This is a genomic window from Povalibacter uvarum (genome assembly GCF_014202975.1).
GTDB lineage: Bacteria > Pseudomonadota > Gammaproteobacteria > Steroidobacterales > Steroidobacteraceae > Steroidobacter > Steroidobacter uvarum.
The window spans coordinates 924,021-941,457 of the sequence record NZ_JACHHZ010000001.1 but is presented as its reverse complement, the minus strand read 5'-3'; the positions used below and the strand labels follow the sequence as shown (position 1 = coordinate 941,457).

The following is a 17,437-nucleotide window of genomic DNA, read 5'->3' as shown; positions in this document are numbered from 1 at the left end:
CGCGCCCGAGCGGTTCATGCGTACATGAGTGCAGTTACCTTGACCGGTCACATTGGCGTGGTATTGAATCGGCGCGCTGCTGCTCGGTTCATCGAGGTGGCACAGTCAGAAGAACACCGGCGGGACTTCTATGCGCAAAAAAGGGACGAAAGTGACAGCCCTCTTCTCGGAGCGCCGGCGCGATCCGGAGCGGCTCGCCCGTCCAGTGCCGGCTCTGCCGGCCTCGATGCCCGCCACCATCGGCTGGATCGTCGCCGCGCATAGCGAGGACTCCGCGGCTTCCGTGATGGTGGACTTTCCGGCCTCCCCGCATGGACCGCGAGCCGCTCGACTGGCTACGCCGCTGACGCCCGATGCGATCGCAGCGGCCGTTTCGAACAAGCAGCCTGCCGTCCTGGTGTTCGAGAGCGGAGACCCGCTGCTGCCCATCGTCGTGGGCCTGATCAGCGCACCGATGCCTGAAACGAAATCGACCATCGTGGAGGCCGACGTCGACGGCAAGCGGGTACGCGTCGTGGGCAAGGACGAGATCGTCCTTCAATGCGGCCAGGCCTCGCTCACGCTCCGGCGCAACGGCCGCATCGTCATTCGCGGCACCTACGTCGAAACTCATTCCGAAGGCACCAACCGCATCAAGGGCGGCCAGGTCCAGATCAACTGAGCCGCACGACGCTGCATGTCATCAGTGCCTTCTGCACGCTCACCTCTGCCGGACCTGGTGGAGGAAAGTTTCGATGAAGCCACGTTTCTCTGGGCACGCTGGGAAAGCGAGCTCACGAGTCTCACGCGCAATCTCGACGAGATCTGGTCGTGGACCGAAGACCGGCTGCACGGATCGCTCGCGGGCGTGCGTGTTGCCGGCGACGGACTGGTCGCGCTCTGCACGCCTCATTTGCTTTCCGATGATCTCCGCCGGGTAACTGCGGCAACGGCAGCGCTTGCGGCCGGAACCAGCACGGAGATCTGCCGGGCTTTGACCGACGCGATCGGCGAAGCACAGGATGCGCGGCTGGCGGCAATGATCCGTGCGCTCGAGGTCGCAGCTTCCAATCCGGTTCTGAGCGCTGTGGCTGGCGTACTCGGCAGAAAAAGCGGAGCTCATACGGCCGCTTTGTGCCGGCTGAAGACGTCACGCAGTGCAAAGCCCGCCGAAGAGATGACCGCCGCCTTCGAAACGAACACTCCCGAGCACCAGGTCATTGCGCTGCGCGCTGCCCGTCATCTGCCCGAAGAACACCTCGAGGACTGGATCGCCGCCGGTCTGCGAGCAAAGGACGTGAGCGTTCGGCTGACCGCCATCGAGAGCGGGCTCGCTCGGCAATCTGCGACTGCCTGGAACGCAGCCGTCGATCTGGCGAACGCTCCCGGCGAACTCGGCGGCCCGATCCTGAGATTCGTTGCGATGCTGGGCACCGCCGAACACAGTTCAATGGTCCACGCCGCGCTGCGGGTGCCGCAGCTTCAATCGCAGGCCTTGTGGGCACTCGGGCACATCGGTACGCGACAAGCAGTCGAATACTGCCTCCAGGGAATGAAACACGAGAAGCTGGCTCGCGCAGCCGGCGAAGCTTATTGCCACATCACGGGCGCCGACCTCGTGCGCGATCATCTGGCCGCTGTCGAACCGCCCCCGGAAACGCCGGCGTTCGAAGCTGACGATCTGGACGTCAACCTCGTCCCCTCCGCCGAATCCGTGTGGCCGTTGCCGGACGAAACAGCAGTGCGGGCGCACTGGCAGAAGAACGCCGCGCGCTTCGAGCCCGAAGTGCGCTACATCGGCGGGCGACCGCTGAGTGTCGAAACGCTGCTGACCGCCATCGAGCGCGGTCCCATGCTGCGACGCCCCGACCTCATCCTGAATCTCGCGGCTCACTCGAAGGGCCAGTACGACGTCGAGCCTCGCGCCTTCGCTCAACGGCAGCGGGCAATGATGGCCCGTGGCCGGCAGTTGCTCGGAGCGCGCTGATCTTGCTGCAACTCCAGAACAACACTCCCTTCAAGGCCAGCCTCGCGGTACTGCCGGATCGTGCGGGAATCGACACGCTGCACATCGTCATCAAGGCGACGGTGCACATGCGACCCAGCATTGCACTCGCACCCGAGCAAGTGCCGGTCGCGATGGCGGACGAGTACTACGGCGACCCCGCTCTCTCGAGCCTGCGGGTCGCCTCTGAAATGCACATCGGCAAGCCGGGAACGGATGTTCTCTTGATCGGCCACGCGCGTGCGCCTGAAGGACGTCCAACGGCGAGAATGAAGGTGGCGATGTCTGTTGCCGAACGCCGGCGCGAGCTGCTCGTCACGGGCGATCGGACGTGGCAAGCCGACGGAACGCCGAGCGCACCGCAGCCGTTCGCTGCGATGCCGCTGACGTGGGAGCGCGCGTACGGTGGTTTTCATCGCCTGCCCGACCGCCTGCTGGCGGAGGAACGAAATCCCGTCGGGTGCGGTTTCGCTGGCGAACGCAGTGCCGGCGAGATGCGCCAGCAACCTGTTCCAAATCTCGAAGATGCATCCGCTGCGCTTCAGAAGGTCGGGCAGCTTTCGTCTCCGTGCTGCTTCGCTCCGGTTTCAGCGTCGTGGCTGCCGCGCCGATCCTTCGCTGGCACTTACGACGAGAACTGGCAGCGCACGCGTGCTCCCTATCTGCCCTCCGATTTCGACCCGCGCTTTCTTCAGAGCGCCCCGCCGGAGTTTGCATTCGATCGTTATCTCCAGGGCGGCGAACCCGTCGAGATCCATGGTGTGCTGCCCGACGGACCGCTGTCGTTCGCCGTGCCGCAGTCACCGCTTCAGATCGAGGTCGTGGTTGCAGGCTCGCCTCAGCACCCGACCGCCAATCTGGAAACACTGCTGATCGAGCCCGATGAGAATCGGCTCTGCATGAGCTGGCGCGCAACTGTGCCTTGCGACCGGCAGGTGCTCAAAGTCCAGAAGGTCATCGTCGGACTGACAGGACGTTCGCGCGCATGAAGGCAGTGATCACTTCGACGAACGTTCTTTGCGCCATCGGCCGCGGAAGTGCGCAGACGTGGGCCAGCGCACGCGCCGGTATCGCGCGCATTTCAGATTCTCATGTGATGGATCGGAATTTCGATGCGATCCAGATGGGGCTCGTGCCCGAAGACGCGCTCGGTCCTTTGTCGCCTGACATCGATCAATTGCCGCTCCCCAGTCGCGGTCGGAGGTTGCTGCGACTGGCAACACCCGCGCTGCAAGGACTCGACTGCGACAAGAGCGCACCCCTGCGTTTGTTTCTCGGTGTGCCGCGACTGGCACCGACTGAAGCGCCTTGGCTGCGTCACCTGCCGCAGTATCTGCACTCTCTGACGGGCGTTCCCATCGACCACAGCCGCAGCCTCGTCGTCCCGCAGGGACGCGCTGCCGCACTGCTCGCACTCGAAGCCGGGTTGCAGGCATTGGCTAGCGATCCTTCGACGCCGGTGATCGTCGGCGGTGTCGACACCTTCCTCGATCTCAAACTGCTCAGCCTGCTGGTCGATGAAGGCCGGGTTCTCGGCCCGCACATCATGGATGGGTTCATCCCTGGCGAGGGTGCCGCGTTCCTGCTCCTGCAGGCGCCCGATTCAGCCGCAGCCGGGATCGCGGTCCGGGGCGTCGCCAGTTTCAACGATCCGGGACACCGATACGGAACTGCGCCTGCGCGCGGCGAAGGCCTGGCGGAAGCGCTCGCCGCATTGCGCAACCAGGTCGGCAAGAGCCCGCCCGTCGGTGTGACTTTTGCTGGATTCAACGGCGAGGGCTTCGACGCCAAGCTCTGGGGCGTGGCCCACATGCGTCATCGGGATTTCTTTGCCCCAGCGATGCTCATGGAGCATCCCGCCGACAAGTACGGCGATGCCGGTGCCGCTACGGGAGCGATTCTGATGGCGCTCGCCGCCCAGTCGATGGGCGACAGCAGCCGGAGCGGACCTGCATTGGTGTGGGCTGCGTCCGATCACGAACCGCGAGCGTGTGCTCTACTATCGACAACGGCCTGAACCGAACCAGGAAGACCTTTAGTCATGCCAGGTACCGTATTCGCCAATCTGCGCGGTGTTGCCCATAAGGGCAGCAGCGGCATGAGCCCGATCTTCCCGGACGTGTGCAAGACGCCGACCCCGGCGGGTCCCGTTCCGATTCCATACCCCAACATCGGCAAGTCGGCGGACACCTCGTCGGGCCCGACCTCGGTGAAGACCGACGGCCAGATGCCGATGACCAAGGACGCGAAATACATGATGTCCACCGGCGATGAAGCCGGGTCCGCCATGGGCGTGATGAGCAACAAGATCAAGGGCACCTGCGAGTACATGATGTACTCGTTCGACATCAAATTCGAAGGCAAGAACGTCTGCCGGCTGGCGGATCCGCTCTTCCACAACGACAAGAACGGCATGGGCTGAAGCCATGGAAATCGGCGAACTCGTCACGGTGGTGATTCCCGACTCGGCCGAAGAGGCGAAGTGCCCGTTCTCGCACAAGCCGCCCGATCCGAAAGAGAAGAACGAGCTCGGCGGTATAGGCACGACGCTCGGCGACAACATGACGGCCGGCATCGGCATCTCGCACGAGTCGAAGTCGGACGGGCCGCTCCGCAAAGGCACCAAGGAAGGCGACCCGCGCAAGCGCCCAAAGAAGCGCCGCCTCGTTTCGGTGCTCATCAAGGTCAATGGCGAATACGCCAAGCTCAGCGAGGACGGCGATCCGCTGCCCTACCCGCTGACTTGCGCCGCGCATCACCTCGTCCCTGCGCAGGAATCGCTGAAGGGCCACGAGATCCTCAAGTACATGTGCAAGAAGGGCGAGCAGCAGGACTTCCGCAACGGCAAGAGCGCCGCACCGGCGGCTGTCAGCGGCTCCAAGGTGTGGGGCAACGTCGCTTACAACGTGAACGGCAGCCACAACGGTGTCTGGCTTCCGGGCAACTACGCAGTCGGCGGCGGCAAGGTCGGCGTGCAGGTCTGGAGCGACAAGGTCACCGCCCGACGCAACAACGCCAAGGCCAACCAGTCATGGGTCGACGCGCTCGATCTTTCACCAGACGCGTGGGACTCAGGAGACGATGACGACGAAGAAGAAGCGTCAGAGGCCTTGAAGCGCGCGCTCGGCCGCGCGAAGAAGAAGGCCTTCATGCTCGCCGGAAAGAATCACAGCGTCGCTGCAGGCAATCCGAAGTGGGCCTACGTCAAGGCCGCCATGGATGCGAGCGGCGGTCAGTTCCACGACCGCCACGAGGACTACAGCAACGAAGTGCAGGACTATCTGCGGAAGATGGCCGCGGCGTACAAGAAGATGCACTCCGGGGCCATCAAGAACTGCAAGCAATGCGAAAAGGCCGCGCGTCCGTCAGGCATGTCCAAGAACGAAGTCGGACCGCCCTACGGCATCGTCGGCCGCCTGAAGAATGCCAGCGACTTCTTCAAGGGCTACCTGACGCGAACGAACAAGACACTCGGTACCCGAAAAGGCAGGAAGATCGTCACCGCGGCCAACATCTATACGTCGGGTTGGGTGCACGCCTGGTTCAACGACCACACTCCGTGACCCGCGACGAAGCCGAGGAAGGAAAGCCCAGTGTCGAACCCAGTGTCGAACTACTTCGTTCTCAAGTGCATGGCGGGAGCGGGACCGCTGCAGTTCAAGCTCGAGTCGGATGCCGACAACAAGGAATGCTGGCAGATGGGCATGGCCTTCTCGCCGGACCACGAGGACAGCGACTTCCACCCGCCGACCGACGTGCTGGAGCTGCAGACGAAGATCGACAGCAAGGCGCCGGAGCGCATCTACCCCGAGCTCACGTGGAATCCCCTGCCCCTCATGAGCCGACGACTGGTGACGGCATTGCAGTCCGCCGGCGTGGACAATCTGCAGGTCTATGAAACACGGATCGCGAATCCACAGAACGGCGCACCGGCCGACTTCTACCTCTGCGTGAACATCGTGGGAGCGGTCGCCGCCGCGAACATGGCGGAATCGCAGTTCAATCCTGACGTCGAGGATCGGCTGATCTCCGCGGACTTCACGTCGCTGACCGTGCAGCCGGAGAAATCGCGTGATCTGCTGATCTTCCGGCTCGCGGAGAACACCAGCGCAGTGCTGGTTCACGAGCGCGTCCGGCGCTTCATCGAGAGCCGGGGGATCGATAGCCTGACCTGGTTCGAACCCGAATCCTGGGCCGGCTGACGTCGCTGATCGCCGCTGATCTTCGTTGGGGCGATCAGTTCTGCGTGATCTTGCTGCCCTTCACCACGACGTCGCTCGACGCCTTCACGTTGATCTTGCCGCTGCCGTCGAGGGTGATGTCCTTGCCCTTGATGACGATCGTGCCGTCCTTCTTCATCGTGATGCTGGCCGAGCCCGTCTTGATGACGATCTGATCCGCGACGTCGATCACCAGCTGCTTGCCGACCGAGAGGCCGTCGTTCTCGCCGATCGAAACGGTGCGCGATTTGCCGACCGACACTGACTCGTTCTTCGCCACCGTCTCGTCGCGATTGCCGCCGACCGTGGTCGTCTCGTTGCCGCCGACGTCGAGCGTGCGGTTGCTGCCGACCGTGATCGACTGATTGCTGCCGATGCTGACGGTTTCGTTGGAACCGACGGACTCAGTCCGGTTGCTCCCGACAGTGATCGATTCGTCCGCGCCGACGTTCTCCGTTCGATTGGAGCCGATCGTGATCGATTCGTTGGAGCCGACGTTCTCCGTGCGGTTCACACCGATGGTGATGCTCTCGTTGTTGTCGACGGTCTCCGTGCGGTCGTGCTTGACGTGCGTGGTCTCGTCATTGTCGATCGTCTTCGCGCGGTTGTGGCCGACCCAGTGCGTTTCGTCGGCCTCGACCTCGATGTCCTGGTTCTTCTCCGCGTGGAGATACACCTGCTCCGAGCCCTTCTTGTCCTCGAAGCGCAGCTCGTTGAAGTTCGCCGGCGTGCCGTTCAGCGTGCTGCGCGTCCGCAAACCCGACTGGGTCTTGTTGGCCGGCAGCTCGAACGGCGGCATGTTGTCCGCGTTGTAGACGCGGCCCGTGATCAACGGCTGGTCCGGATCGCCCTCCAGGAAGTCGACGACGACCTCCTGTCCCATGCGCGGGATCGACATCCAGCCCCAGTTCTTGCCCGCCCAGATCTGCGATACGCGCACCCAGCACGAGCTCTTCTCGTCACGCTGGCCTTCGCGATCCCAGTGGAACTGCACTTTCACGCGGCCGTACTTGTCCGTGTGAATCTCTTCGCCGCCCGGCCCGGTCACCGTGGCCGTCTGCGGCCCACCGACGATGGGCTTGCGCGTCGTGATCGGTGCGCGGAAGGGCTCCTTCGCATCGATCGATTCGAACGAGCAGGTGTAATCGTCCGCCGTGCCGCCTGTCCCCGACTGATAGTCGCCTGCATGGACGCGATGCGTCGCGCTCGTGATCAGATACTCCTTGTTCTGATCCTTGCGCGGATAGCCGCTGAGCTTGAACAGCGAGCCCGTCGCGAGTCCGCGAGCATTGCCCACGCCGTTCATCCGCTCGTACTGCGACTGCAGCGATTCGAGACGCGCGCGAGCGTAGTGATCGCCATCGGTGCTGACGATGAAGCCGCCCGGATAATCGAACACCTCTGAATCGGACTTCGGGAAGTTGCGCTTCTGTACGTACTGCGTCTTGAGCACCGCACGCGGCTTCTGGAAGTCATAGTCCATGACCACGTACTTGCCGGGCTGCACGTTGCGCTGGCGCTGCCAGTCGTGGATGTGATCCTTCTCGCGGATCGCGTTGTCCGACGGCGGGAAGTATTCGATCGTGCCGTAATCGGGATACTGGCTGTGACCGCTGTAGGAATCGGCCAGCACGAGCGTGTGCGTGCTTTCGGTGTGAGTGAAGAAGTAGTAGATGCCCTCTTCTTCCATCAGGCGCTGCACGAAGTTGAAATCGGTCTCGCGGTACTGCACGCAGTACTCACGTGTTCGATACGTCTTGGTCAGTGCGTCCTTGATGTTGGTGTAGCCGCGATCGCGGAACACCTGCTTGATGATCTCGGGGACGGATTTGTTCTGGAAGATGCGGCAGTTGGCCGTGCGGGTCAGGAACCACAACCACGGCACGGCACGCGCACGATAGGTTGCGTATTCACCGAGGCGGCCCACCTGTCCGAATTCGGCGATGAACGCATGGAAGTAACGGCTCGATCCGCTGTCGAGACCGACACCCAGCGTGATCTCCTTGCCCAGCAGCTTGTCGAAGTCGATGTTCTCGTCCGGGCTCAGCAGTTCCAGGTCGATCTCGAACGGCTGACCGAGCTGTTCGGTCACAGTCGCGGAGCGGATCAAGAGCTGGTCAGCGGCCAACGGACTCTTCAGCGTTATCTTTCTGCTCACGGTGGTCGCCTGCGGATTTCCTACCCGGGGTGGGCGCTATCTAACACAAAGCCGGCGCGTCCGGCCAATGACACAACTCTCCAAATTGAGGTGTCGGCCGTTCTTACGATTGCCCGTTCAAGCCAGGGCGCTTTCCGCTTATTGTTCTGGCGGCCGCTCCCAGCGCAGGACCACCTCCTCCGCCGCGGACCACATGTAGTAGCCGCCCCAGGGCGGGCCGGCATCGATGATCACCGCCTCCAGGTTCTCGTACTTGCCGCGGGCGTAGGCCTGGAAATTGAGCTCGCGAACGCGGTTCGCAGCGACATAAGCCTCCCAGCGATCCTTCTCGCGCGGGATGATGCGCGTTCCCTGCGCGACGGCGTTTTCCAGCGCCTTCTTGAACTCCTGGAAATTCAGCTGCACGACCGTAGGACGGGACATCTTCAGATACCTGCAAGAGAACCCATGGACGCGTTCAATATTACCCGACGCGCTACCCGCAAACGCGGAACGCGCCGAAACCCCAGCGGCCCGGCGCAAGCGTGGACCAAAGGGCCTAAGCCCCCATTGTGACCAGCCTCCCGCGCCAATCGCGTGAACTGCGTCACCGATAAGGTCGCCTAACGGCCCTTGAAAGCGGCCGGACGCTTCTGGAGGAAGGCTGCGACGGCTTCCTTGTGATCCTCGGTCATGCGCGTCCGAGTCAGGTGCTGGGCCTCGAGATCCAGCAGTTCTTCCAGGGAGCCTTCCTCCGCCGCATTGAGATTTCGCTTCATGTAGCGATAGGCAACGCGGGGGCCATTGCCGATCTGCCCCGCCAGTGTTGCTGTGGTCGACTCCAGTTCAGTCTCGGCGACAACACGGTTCACGAGGCCGATGCGGAGCGCTTCGGATGAAGCGATTTTCTCGCTCAGGTACATCAGCTCGCGAGCGCGCGCCGTTCCGACGAGCCGGGTCAGGAAGTACGTGATGCCGAAGTCGCCGGAGAAGCCGACTTTGACGAAAGCGGTCGTGAACACCGCCGACTCCGAGGCAATCCTCAGATCGCAAGCCGCAGCCAACGCGAGACCTGCGCCAGCCGCGGCGCCACGAACCATGGCGATCGTCGGCTTGGGCATGCGGTGGAGGATGCGCGAGCATTCCATGACGGCACGCAAACGATCGGACCAATCCTCGAAACCGCCGGCGCCTGATGACTCCGCGCCGGCGGGTCGACTCGTCGCCCCTTCACGCAGATCTCCGCCGGAACTGAACGCACGTCCAGCGCCAGTGAGCACCACCGCTCCGACGTCTTGCGTCTCCGCGGCTTCCTCCAGCGCAGCGCGCAACTGCTGCAACAACGGACCGTTCAGCGCATTCAGGCTGTCGGGTCGATTCAGCGTGAGCGTCAGAACCCCTGCGTCACGCCGGGCGATCACCAGAGTTGCATCGCTCATTCGTCCCCCTGTTCGTCGTCTGCGTATTGCGACTGATCCGGCGAAGCTCGCACGAATGCCCGCCTACGGCAACCGTGACGCATTCCTGTACTGCCCCTCGGACCGGGGCTTACACTGCTGACTGAACTGAAAACGCGTTGACGTTCACTTACCCAGCAGGCTTGCGTCATCGGATGGAATCATGCGGGCGCTCGTAAGATCTTTTGCTGTCACCCTGCTCGCCGCCTCCGCGCTGCAGTGGGCGCCGTCTGTTCTTGCGGCCGAGGAATACAACGGCGTGTTCTCACGTTCGAGCCGGCCTGCTTCGTCAGCTGCGGACCGGATCATCGTCCAGCGCAAGCGCTCCGCAGCGACGCTCGCGTGGCGACAGAAGCTGTCGACAGAACTCGGCGTCGCAGTGACCGCGGGTCAATCGATTGGCCCGGCGCTGGAAGTCCTGCAACTGCAGCGCGCACTCGAAGGCAACGACCTGCAAGAAGCACTCGAGCGGATCGAGAGCGATCCCGACGTGCTCTATGCCGCGCCCGACATTCGTCGGCACGCTCATGCGCTCACCAACGATCCGCTCCTCACCACTCAGTGGTACCTGCTCGGCGATCAGCCGTCGGCGACGCGCACCGATCAGGCCTGGGACATCACGACGGGCAGCAGCGCCATCGTGGTCGCCGTCCTCGATACCGGTGTGCGCTTCGAGCATCCGGATCTGGGGCGAGTGGAATCCGGTGGCAAAGTGCTTGCGGGATACGACTTCATCAGCCGGGTCATCGTCGCGAACGATGGCGACGGTCGCGACGCCGACCCCAGTGACCCGGGCGACTGGATATCGACGCAGGACCTGGCGCAACCCGAGCTCAGCAACTGCGAAACGAGCGACAGCTCCTGGCACGGAACGCGTGTCTCAGGACTCATTGCCGGGTCCACGAACAACGCCATCGGCGTCGCGGGCGCCGGCTGGAACACGCGAGTGCTTCCAGTGCGTGTGCTGGGCAAGTGCGGCGGCTTCGATTCAGACATCATCGCCGGCATGCGATGGGCAGCGGGACTGGATGTCCCCGGCGTTCCGACGAACCCCACACCCGCAAACGTCATCAACATGAGCCTTGGCGGAGATGGCATCTGCACCCAGGCCTATCAATCCGCCGTCGATGAAATCACTTCGCGAGGCATCCTCGTCGTCGCCTCAGCGGGCAACGAGGGTGGACCTGTCAGCGTACCGGCGAACTGCGCAGGCGTGCTCGGCGTCGCCGGCATTCGCCACATCGGCACGAAGGTGGGATTCAGCAATCTCGGCACCGAGGTCAGCATCGCGGCACCGGGCGGCAACTGTGTGAACACAGGCTTCGGACAGCCCTGCCTGTTCTCGATCGTCGTCGCTTCCGACAGCGGCGACACGGCGCCGCTCGCACCGAACTTCACCGACCAGCTCAACTACAACGTCGGCACGAGCTTCTCAGCGCCGCAGGCTGCATCATCCGTTGCGCTCATGAGATCGATCAACAGTCAGCTCACGCCTGCACAACTGATTACGTTGCTGAAGCAGACAGCCACCACCTTCCCCGTCAGCGGCGACAGCAGCATTCCGACCTGTCACGTTCCGATCGGCGCGACCGATCTTCAGGCCAGCGAGTGCAACTGCACCACCCGGACCTGCGGTGCCGGCATGTTGAACACAGCCGCAGCGGTCGCCGCCGCCCAGCGACCCTTCGCGATCCTGCGCAGGGACGGAACTGTCGCAACGAACACGACGATCTCGATCGATGGCAGCCAGAGCTTCGCGGCGAACGGTCGCAGCGTCGCGTCCTATCAATGGTCGATCGAGAATCTCAGCGGCGCGGCACCAACGATCATCGCACCCACGCAGGCCAGCACGACGCTGCAGATCGGCGCAGCCACCCAGTTCACCCTGAGGTTGACGGTAACGGACGATACAGGCGCTCAGGACATCGAGGACGCTGCGCTCGCGACTCCGGCTCCGCCGCCACCTCCCACTCCGCCTCCTCCCAGCTCTGGAGGTGGTGGTGGCGGTGGAACGATGGGCTCGGAAATGCTCGTGCTCGCCTCCCTCCTGGCGAGATGGCGGCGCGCTCTTCGGCGAACGTCGCGCGCCGCGAACGTCTAACTCAACCGACGATCTCTCGCAGCGAGCGCTCGAGGATGTCGAGCCCTTCATCGATGATCGCGTCCGACGCCGTCAGCGGCATCAGGAAACGAATCACGTTGCTGTAGACGCCGCACGACAGCAGCACCAATCCATTCTGAGCGGAACGCTGCACGAGCGCCTTTGCGAGATCCGCATCGGGAGAGTGCGCATCGCGATTCTTCACCAGCTCCATGGCAATCATTGCCCCGGGCCCGCGCACATCGCCGATGCACGAAAGCGACTTCTGCAGCGCGCCCAGCCGCGCCTTCACGCGGACACCGATCTGCTCGGCCCGTTGGCAGAGATTCTCCTTCTGCATCACATCGATGACGGCAAGCGCAGCGGCACAGCCGACGGGCGATGCAGCGTACGTTCCACCCAGACCGCCGGTGACCGGCGCATCCATGAGGTTCGACTTGCCGACGATCGCCGCGAGCGGGAACCCGCCCGCCAGGCTCTTGGCCATCGTCGTGAGATCCGCTTCGATTCCGTGATGTTCCATCGCGAACATGCGACCGGTGCGCCCGAAACCCGTCTGGATCTCGTCCGCGATGAACACGATGCCATGCTGATCGCACAGCTTGCGCAGCTGCTGGAGGAACTCCTTCGGAGCTGCGTAGAACCCACCCTCGCCCAATACCGGCTCCACGATGATCGCTGCCACGCGCGATGGTTCGACGACATACTTGAACAGCTGATCGATAGCGGCGAGGCTCTCCTCGACGCTGACGCCGTGATACTCGATCGGAAACGGCGCATGGAAAACGTCACCAGGGAACGGGCCGAAGCCCACCTTGTACGGCGTGACCTTGCCGGTCAGTGCCATCGCCATGAAGGTTCGTCCATGGAAGCCGCCGCCGAACGCGATGACCGCCGGACGACCGGTATGGGCGCGTGCGATCTTGATTGCGTTCTCGACCGCCTCCGCACCCGTCGTCACGAACATGGTCTTCTTGGGCGATGGACCCGGGACGAGTGAATTGAGTTTCTCCGCCAGCTCCACCGCTACGCGATACGGCGTGATCATCACGCATGTGTGCGTGAATGCGTCGAGCTGCTCCAGCACCGCTTCCTTCACGCGCGGATGCACGTGACCAGTGTTGACGACGGCGATGCCGCCCGCGAAGTCGACGTAGCGCCGGCCGTCCTCATCCCACAACTCGGCGTTCTGTGCGCGCTTCACGTAGACCGGAAGCATCGTCGACATGCCGCGTGAAATGGCGGCATTGCGACGCTCATGCAGCGCCTGGTTCTGGGGCGAGGGTTGGCCGGACATGTCAGCCTCGGAGCGAATAATGGGAGATGAATTTATCGGCGCGATGGATTATCGGCGCGGACCGGGGTTTTCCTGCAAGCGGAAAACCGCGTAGTGCCGCTGAGGAAGGTCGCGAGCGCCGCTTGTCAGCGCACGCGGACCTGAACGGTGCGAGGGTTGGTGGCCGCGCCGATCAACGGCCACCGATCTGGATCCTACTGCTTCGCGCCCGGCAACCCGTTCGCAAGCTTCACCAGGTACTCGCTGAACTTCGCGCCGAGTGCCTCGTGCTTGAGACCGTACTCGACCGTCGCCTGCAGATAGCCGATCTTGCTGCCGCAATCGTAGCGGCGTCCTTCGAATTCGTAGGCGTACACCGGCTCGTCGGCCAATAGGTCCGCGATGGCATCGGTGAGCTGAATCTCGCCGCCGGCACCACGGCCGGTGCGCTCGAGCTTGTCGAAAATCGTCGGCGACAACAGATAGCGACCGACAACCGCGAGCGTCGAAGGCGCATTCTGGGGACGGGGCTTTTCGACGATCTGCTTGACCCTGCTGATGCGGCCGTCGGCTTCGTCGGTCGCAACGATGCCGTACTTGTCCGTCTCGTTGCGCGGCACCTGCTCCACACCAAGAACGCTGCCACCGCGCTCTGCATGCACCGCAGCCATCTGCCTGAGGCAAGGCGTCGCGGCGTCAATCAGGTCGTCAGCGAGGTGAACGAAGAACGGTTCGTTACCGACGACAGGCTTCGCGCACCACACTGCGTGCCCCAGACCCAGCGGCGACGGCTGACGGATGTAGATGCAGCTCGCCCAGGACGGAACGATTTTCTTCAACGCCTTGAGCAGTTCCATCTTGCCCTGCGCCTCGAGCGCCTCCTCGAGTTCGTGGTCGCTGTCGAAGTGGTCCTCGATGGCCCGCTTGGAGCTGCCCGTGATGAAGACGAGCTTGCGAGCACCCGCAGCAAGGGCTTCTTCGGCTGCGTACTGGATCAACGGCTTGTCGACGATCGGCAACATCTCCTTCGGGCTCGCCTTCGTTGCCGGAAGGAATCGGGTACCACGACCTGCGACCGGAAATACGGCCGTTCTGATGTCTTTCGCCTGGGTCACTGCCACGCCTCCGTTGATATCGACGCGGCATCATATCGCAAGCGTCGTTCTGGCCGGATGACGCCCATCTCACATGGACGTCATCCGGTCTGCAACGATCTTGCGGCGCAGAAAGTTGCCTGCAGCGGCAGAAAATCAGCCCGGTTTCTTGTCCGCGCCGTCCAGCCGGATATTGGCCCGGTTGCGTTCCAGCGTCTTGGCACCGATGCCCTTGACCTTGGACAGCTCATCGACACTCTTGAAGGCACCGTTTTTCTCCCGGTAGGAGACGATGGCCTGTGCCTTGCTCAGGCCGATGCCCTGCAGCTCCCTGGCGATGGTGGCGGCATCCGCCTTGTTGATATCGACCGGCCCCGCCCACGCGAGGATCGGGAACAGACTGGCGATCAGAACCTGGATCGAGCGGCGCGTTGCCTGCGAGATAGAACTGGAAGTGAACATGGCGTCTCCCTGCCTGGATTTTTCCTGAAGTTGAATCGAACCACCGGAGCGTTTCGCAACCGGCAGCGGGAGTGTGGCGGAGTAGGAAGGGGGCGCGGTTCTGAATTACTGAAGGAAGGGAGCAGAAAAGCGGTTAGTCAGCTAGACACCAGCTCGGACTGGAAGGCATTGCCGTTCAGTCGGACTCAGATGCTTATTCCGCGCTGTCTTCCGCCGCTGCGTTCGAGCGGGCGCTCGCTTCGGCCATTCGCAACGCACGCCGCAGGCGACCGCGTTCGGTGAGGAGTTCGGCAACCCAATACATCCGGCCCGCGAGGCCGCAAAGCAGTCCCAGCGTGAAGGCGATGACCAGTGCGAGTCCGAGGGGAGAAACGAGCCGGCCGAAGGCGAGCTCGATTTCAACGCGACTGGGATTGGTCGCGCTGATCAGCAGCGCGAGCAGCGCTGCAAGACAAAGGGAGCCGATGAATAAGACGCGTCGCATGGGGCCACGACCGGTGTCGCCGGCGATCAATCGCGGATTGCGTTGCCCGCTCCGTCGTTCACGCGTTCACGCAGGTCCTTGCCGGGCTTGAAGTGAGGAACGTTCTTCCCCGACAGCGCAACGGTTTCGCCGGTCTTGGGATTGCGTCCCTGACGCGGCGGACGGAAATGCAGCGAGAAACTGCCGAAGCCGCGAATCTCGATGCGCTGACCCTGAGCGAGTGCATCGCTCATGATCTCGAGCACCTGCTTCACCGCAAGTTCGACGTCCTTCGCGGGCAGATGCTTTTGTTTTGCTGCAATGAGCTCGATGAGTTCCGATTTGGTCATGCTCGGGCCCGTTGTTGTTCTTCCACCGTCAACGCCCCGGATCGACGGACCCAAGGGACGCGGCGCAGATGCACGGTTCGCGTACACCTGCGCCGACGGCGTGATCAGTTGTCCTGACCGCCGATGTGCTCCTTCAGCAGGTCGCCCAGGCTCGTTCCACTCGAAGACTCCCCGGCGCGATAACCTTGCACCGCCTCGTTCTCTTCGTGAATTTCCTTAGCCTTGATCGACAGAGCAATCGTGCGGCTCTTGCGATCGACGTTGGTGAACTTGGCTTCCACCTCGTCGTCGACCTTGAGAACCGTGCGCGCGTCTTCGACGCGGTCACGCGACAGCTCGGAAGCGCGCAGATGGCCTTCGACGCCGCCGCCGAGGTCGATGATCGCACCCTTGGCGTCGACTTCGCGGACTTTGCCCCTCACGATCGTGCCCTTCGGATGCTCGGCGATCCAGGTCGAGAACGGATCCTTCGCGAGCTGCTTGATGCCCAGCGAAATGCGTTCGCGCTCCGGATCGATCGACAGCACCATGGCTTCGACCTGCTGACCCTTCTGGTAATTGCGCACCGCTTCCTCGCCCGGGATGTCCCAGGAGATGTCGGAGAGGTGCACGAGACCGTCGATGCCGCCGGACAGACCAATGAAGATACCGAAGTCGGTGATCGACTTGATCTGGCCGCTGACGCGGTCGCCGCGGTTGAAGTTGTCCGAGAAGTCCTTCCACGGATTCGACTGGCACTGCTTGATGCCGAGGGAAATACGACGGCGCTCTTCGTCGATGTCGAGCACCATGACTTCCACTTCCTGGCCGATGTGGACGACCTTGGACGGGCTGACGTTCTTGTTCGTCCAGTCCATCTCGGAGACGTGCACGAGACCTTCCACGCCTTCTTCGATCTCGACGAAGCAGCCGTAATCCGCAATGTTCGTCACCTTACCGAACAGCCGCGTGCCGGTCGGATAGCGGCGGCCGATCTGCTGCCACGGATCGTTACCGAGCTGCTTGATACCGAGGCTGACGCGCTGGCGCTCGCGATCGAACTTCAGGATGCGCACATCGATTTCGTCGCCGACGTTGACGACTTCCGACGGATGCTTGACGCGCTTCCACGCCATGTCGGTGATGTGCAGCAGGCCGTCGATGCCGCCCAGGTCGACGAACGCACCGTAGTCGGTGAGGTTCTTGACCGAGCCGCGCACCACTGCGCCTTCCTGCAGCTTCTCGAGCAGCTCCGAACGCTCGGCGCTGTATTCCTGCTCGACGACCGCACGGCGCGAAACGACGACGTTGTTGCGCTTCTGGTCGAGCTTGATGACCTTGAATTCGAGGACCTTGCCTTCGAGGTAGGAAGGATCGCGGACGGGACGAACGTCGACGAGCGAACCGGGAAGGAACGCGCGGACGAAATCGATCTCGACCGTGAAGCCGCCCTTGACGCGGCCATTGATGATGCCCTTGACGACTTCCTGCTTCTCGAATGCCTGTTCGAGGCGCGACCACGTGCGTGCACGCTTGGCCTTCTCGCGCGACAGGCGGGTTTCGCCCGAACCGTCTTCGACGCTGTCCAGTGCGACTTCAACCGTGTCGCCGGCCGCGACTTCGACTTCGCCGCGTTCGTTCTTGAACTGGTCAACGGAGATGACGGCCTCGCTCTTGAGGCCCGCGTTCACGATGACGTAGTCGGATCCGACTTCCATCACCTGCGCGTTGAGGATGGCACCCGGCTTGATCTTCTGGGAGGCCAGGCTTTCTTCGAACAGTTGCGCAAAACTTTCGGTCATGAGTACTTCCGGGGTCACAAAGGACCCGCTGATCCTTGCCGTGATCCTTCACCAGCGAGGGGTTGTTGAATCGAACCGCACATCCGGCGCGGCACCTACGAAAACAAGGGCG

Annotated in this window: 17 protein-coding genes; 8 read left to right on the top strand and 9 right to left on the bottom strand. The window is 63.0% G+C overall.

Features of this window, described 5'->3' with window-relative positions; all coding sequences use genetic code 11:
• Window positions 1-151: 151 nt before the first annotated feature.
• From HNQ60_RS04080 to HNQ60_RS04050, 7 genes are read left to right on the top strand one after another with little or no spacing between them, the layout of a single operon-like run.
• On the top strand, window positions 152-661 hold the full coding sequence (locus HNQ60_RS04080) for a DUF6484 domain-containing protein (RefSeq protein ID WP_184329720.1): 510 nt from the start codon (window positions 152-154) through the stop codon (window positions 659-661).
• Window positions 662-676: 15 nt separating this feature from the next.
• On the top strand, window positions 677-1,966 hold the full coding sequence (locus tag HNQ60_RS04075) for a TIGR02270 family protein (protein WP_184329719.1): 1,290 nt from the start codon (window positions 677-679) through the stop codon (window positions 1,964-1,966).
• 2 nt (window positions 1,967-1,968) lie between these two features.
• Window positions 1,969-2,973, top strand: a complete 1,005-nt coding sequence (locus tag HNQ60_RS04070; RefSeq protein WP_184329718.1) for a DUF2169 family type VI secretion system accessory protein — start codon at window positions 1,969-1,971, stop codon at window positions 2,971-2,973.
• A complete protein-coding gene (locus tag HNQ60_RS04065; RefSeq protein WP_184329717.1) occupies window positions 2,970-4,001 on the top strand; it encodes a hypothetical protein in 1,032 nt (343 codons plus the stop codon). Before HNQ60_RS04070 ends, HNQ60_RS04065 begins: the two co-directional genes overlap by 4 nt.
• Window positions 4,002-4,025: 24 nt before the next feature.
• On the top strand, window positions 4,026-4,406 hold the full coding sequence (locus tag HNQ60_RS04060; RefSeq protein WP_184329716.1) for a DUF4150 domain-containing protein: 381 nt from the start codon (window positions 4,026-4,028) through the stop codon (window positions 4,404-4,406).
• Window positions 4,407-4,410: 4 nt separating this feature from the next.
• Entirely contained in the window at window positions 4,411-5,547 is a 1,137-nt protein-coding gene (locus HNQ60_RS04055; protein ID WP_184329715.1) for a hypothetical protein, read from the top strand.
• Window positions 5,548-5,577: 30 nt separating this feature from the next.
• Window positions 5,578-6,186: an imm11 family protein gene (locus tag HNQ60_RS04050; protein ID WP_184329714.1), complete on the top strand. Its 609-nt coding sequence runs from the start codon at window positions 5,578-5,580 to the stop codon at window positions 6,184-6,186.
• Window positions 6,187-6,220: 34 nt separating this feature from the next.
• Here HNQ60_RS04050 and HNQ60_RS04045 read toward each other — a convergent pair whose 3' ends face one another.
• The 3 genes from HNQ60_RS04045 to HNQ60_RS04035 form a co-directional block, all read right to left on the bottom strand.
• Complete coding sequence (locus HNQ60_RS04045; protein WP_184329713.1) at window positions 6,221-8,362, bottom strand: type VI secretion system Vgr family protein; 2,142 nt, start codon at window positions 8,360-8,362, stop codon at window positions 6,221-6,223.
• 138 nt (window positions 8,363-8,500) lie between these two features.
• On the bottom strand, window positions 8,501-8,785 hold the full coding sequence (locus tag HNQ60_RS04040; protein ID WP_184329712.1) for a hypothetical protein: 285 nt from the start codon (window positions 8,783-8,785) through the stop codon (window positions 8,501-8,503).
• Between the two features lie 179 nt (window positions 8,786-8,964).
• Complete coding sequence (locus tag HNQ60_RS04035) at window positions 8,965-9,780, bottom strand: enoyl-CoA hydratase (RefSeq protein WP_184329711.1); 816 nt, start codon at window positions 9,778-9,780, stop codon at window positions 8,965-8,967.
• 181 nt (window positions 9,781-9,961) lie between these two features.
• On the opposite strand from HNQ60_RS04035, the gene HNQ60_RS04030 reads away from it, so the two are divergent.
• Window positions 9,962-11,899, top strand: a complete 1,938-nt coding sequence (locus tag HNQ60_RS04030; protein WP_184329710.1) for a S8 family peptidase — start codon at window positions 9,962-9,964, stop codon at window positions 11,897-11,899.
• Window position 11,900: 1 nt separating this feature from the next.
• Here HNQ60_RS04030 and gabT read toward each other — a convergent pair whose 3' ends face one another.
• The 6 genes from gabT to rpsA form a co-directional block, all read right to left on the bottom strand.
• The gene (gene gabT / locus HNQ60_RS04025; RefSeq protein ID WP_184329709.1) at window positions 11,901-13,196 is read right to left on the bottom strand and encodes a 4-aminobutyrate--2-oxoglutarate transaminase; all 1,296 of its coding nucleotides are present in this window, start codon (window positions 13,194-13,196) and stop codon (window positions 11,901-11,903) included.
• A gap of 194 nt (window positions 13,197-13,390) precedes the next feature.
• Window positions 13,391-14,290: a UTP--glucose-1-phosphate uridylyltransferase GalU gene (gene galU / locus HNQ60_RS04020; protein WP_184329708.1), complete on the bottom strand. Its 900-nt coding sequence runs from the start codon at window positions 14,288-14,290 to the stop codon at window positions 13,391-13,393.
• Window positions 14,291-14,425: 135 nt separating this feature from the next.
• Window positions 14,426-14,731 (bottom strand): ComEA family DNA-binding protein, encoded by a 306-nt coding sequence (locus HNQ60_RS04015; protein WP_184329707.1) that lies wholly within the window; start codon window positions 14,729-14,731, stop codon window positions 14,426-14,428.
• A 193-nt stretch (window positions 14,732-14,924) separates the two neighbouring features.
• Window positions 14,925-15,215, bottom strand: coding sequence for a LapA family protein (locus HNQ60_RS04010; RefSeq protein ID WP_184329706.1), 291 nt, complete (start codon window positions 15,213-15,215; stop codon window positions 14,925-14,927).
• Between the two features lie 26 nt (window positions 15,216-15,241).
• Window positions 15,242-15,544: an integration host factor subunit beta gene (locus HNQ60_RS04005; RefSeq protein WP_184329705.1), complete on the bottom strand. Its 303-nt coding sequence runs from the start codon at window positions 15,542-15,544 to the stop codon at window positions 15,242-15,244.
• Between the two features lie 104 nt (window positions 15,545-15,648).
• Window positions 15,649-17,325, bottom strand: coding sequence for a 30S ribosomal protein S1 (gene rpsA, locus HNQ60_RS04000; protein WP_184329704.1), 1,677 nt, complete (start codon window positions 17,323-17,325; stop codon window positions 15,649-15,651).
• Window positions 17,326-17,437: the final 112 nt, after the last annotated feature.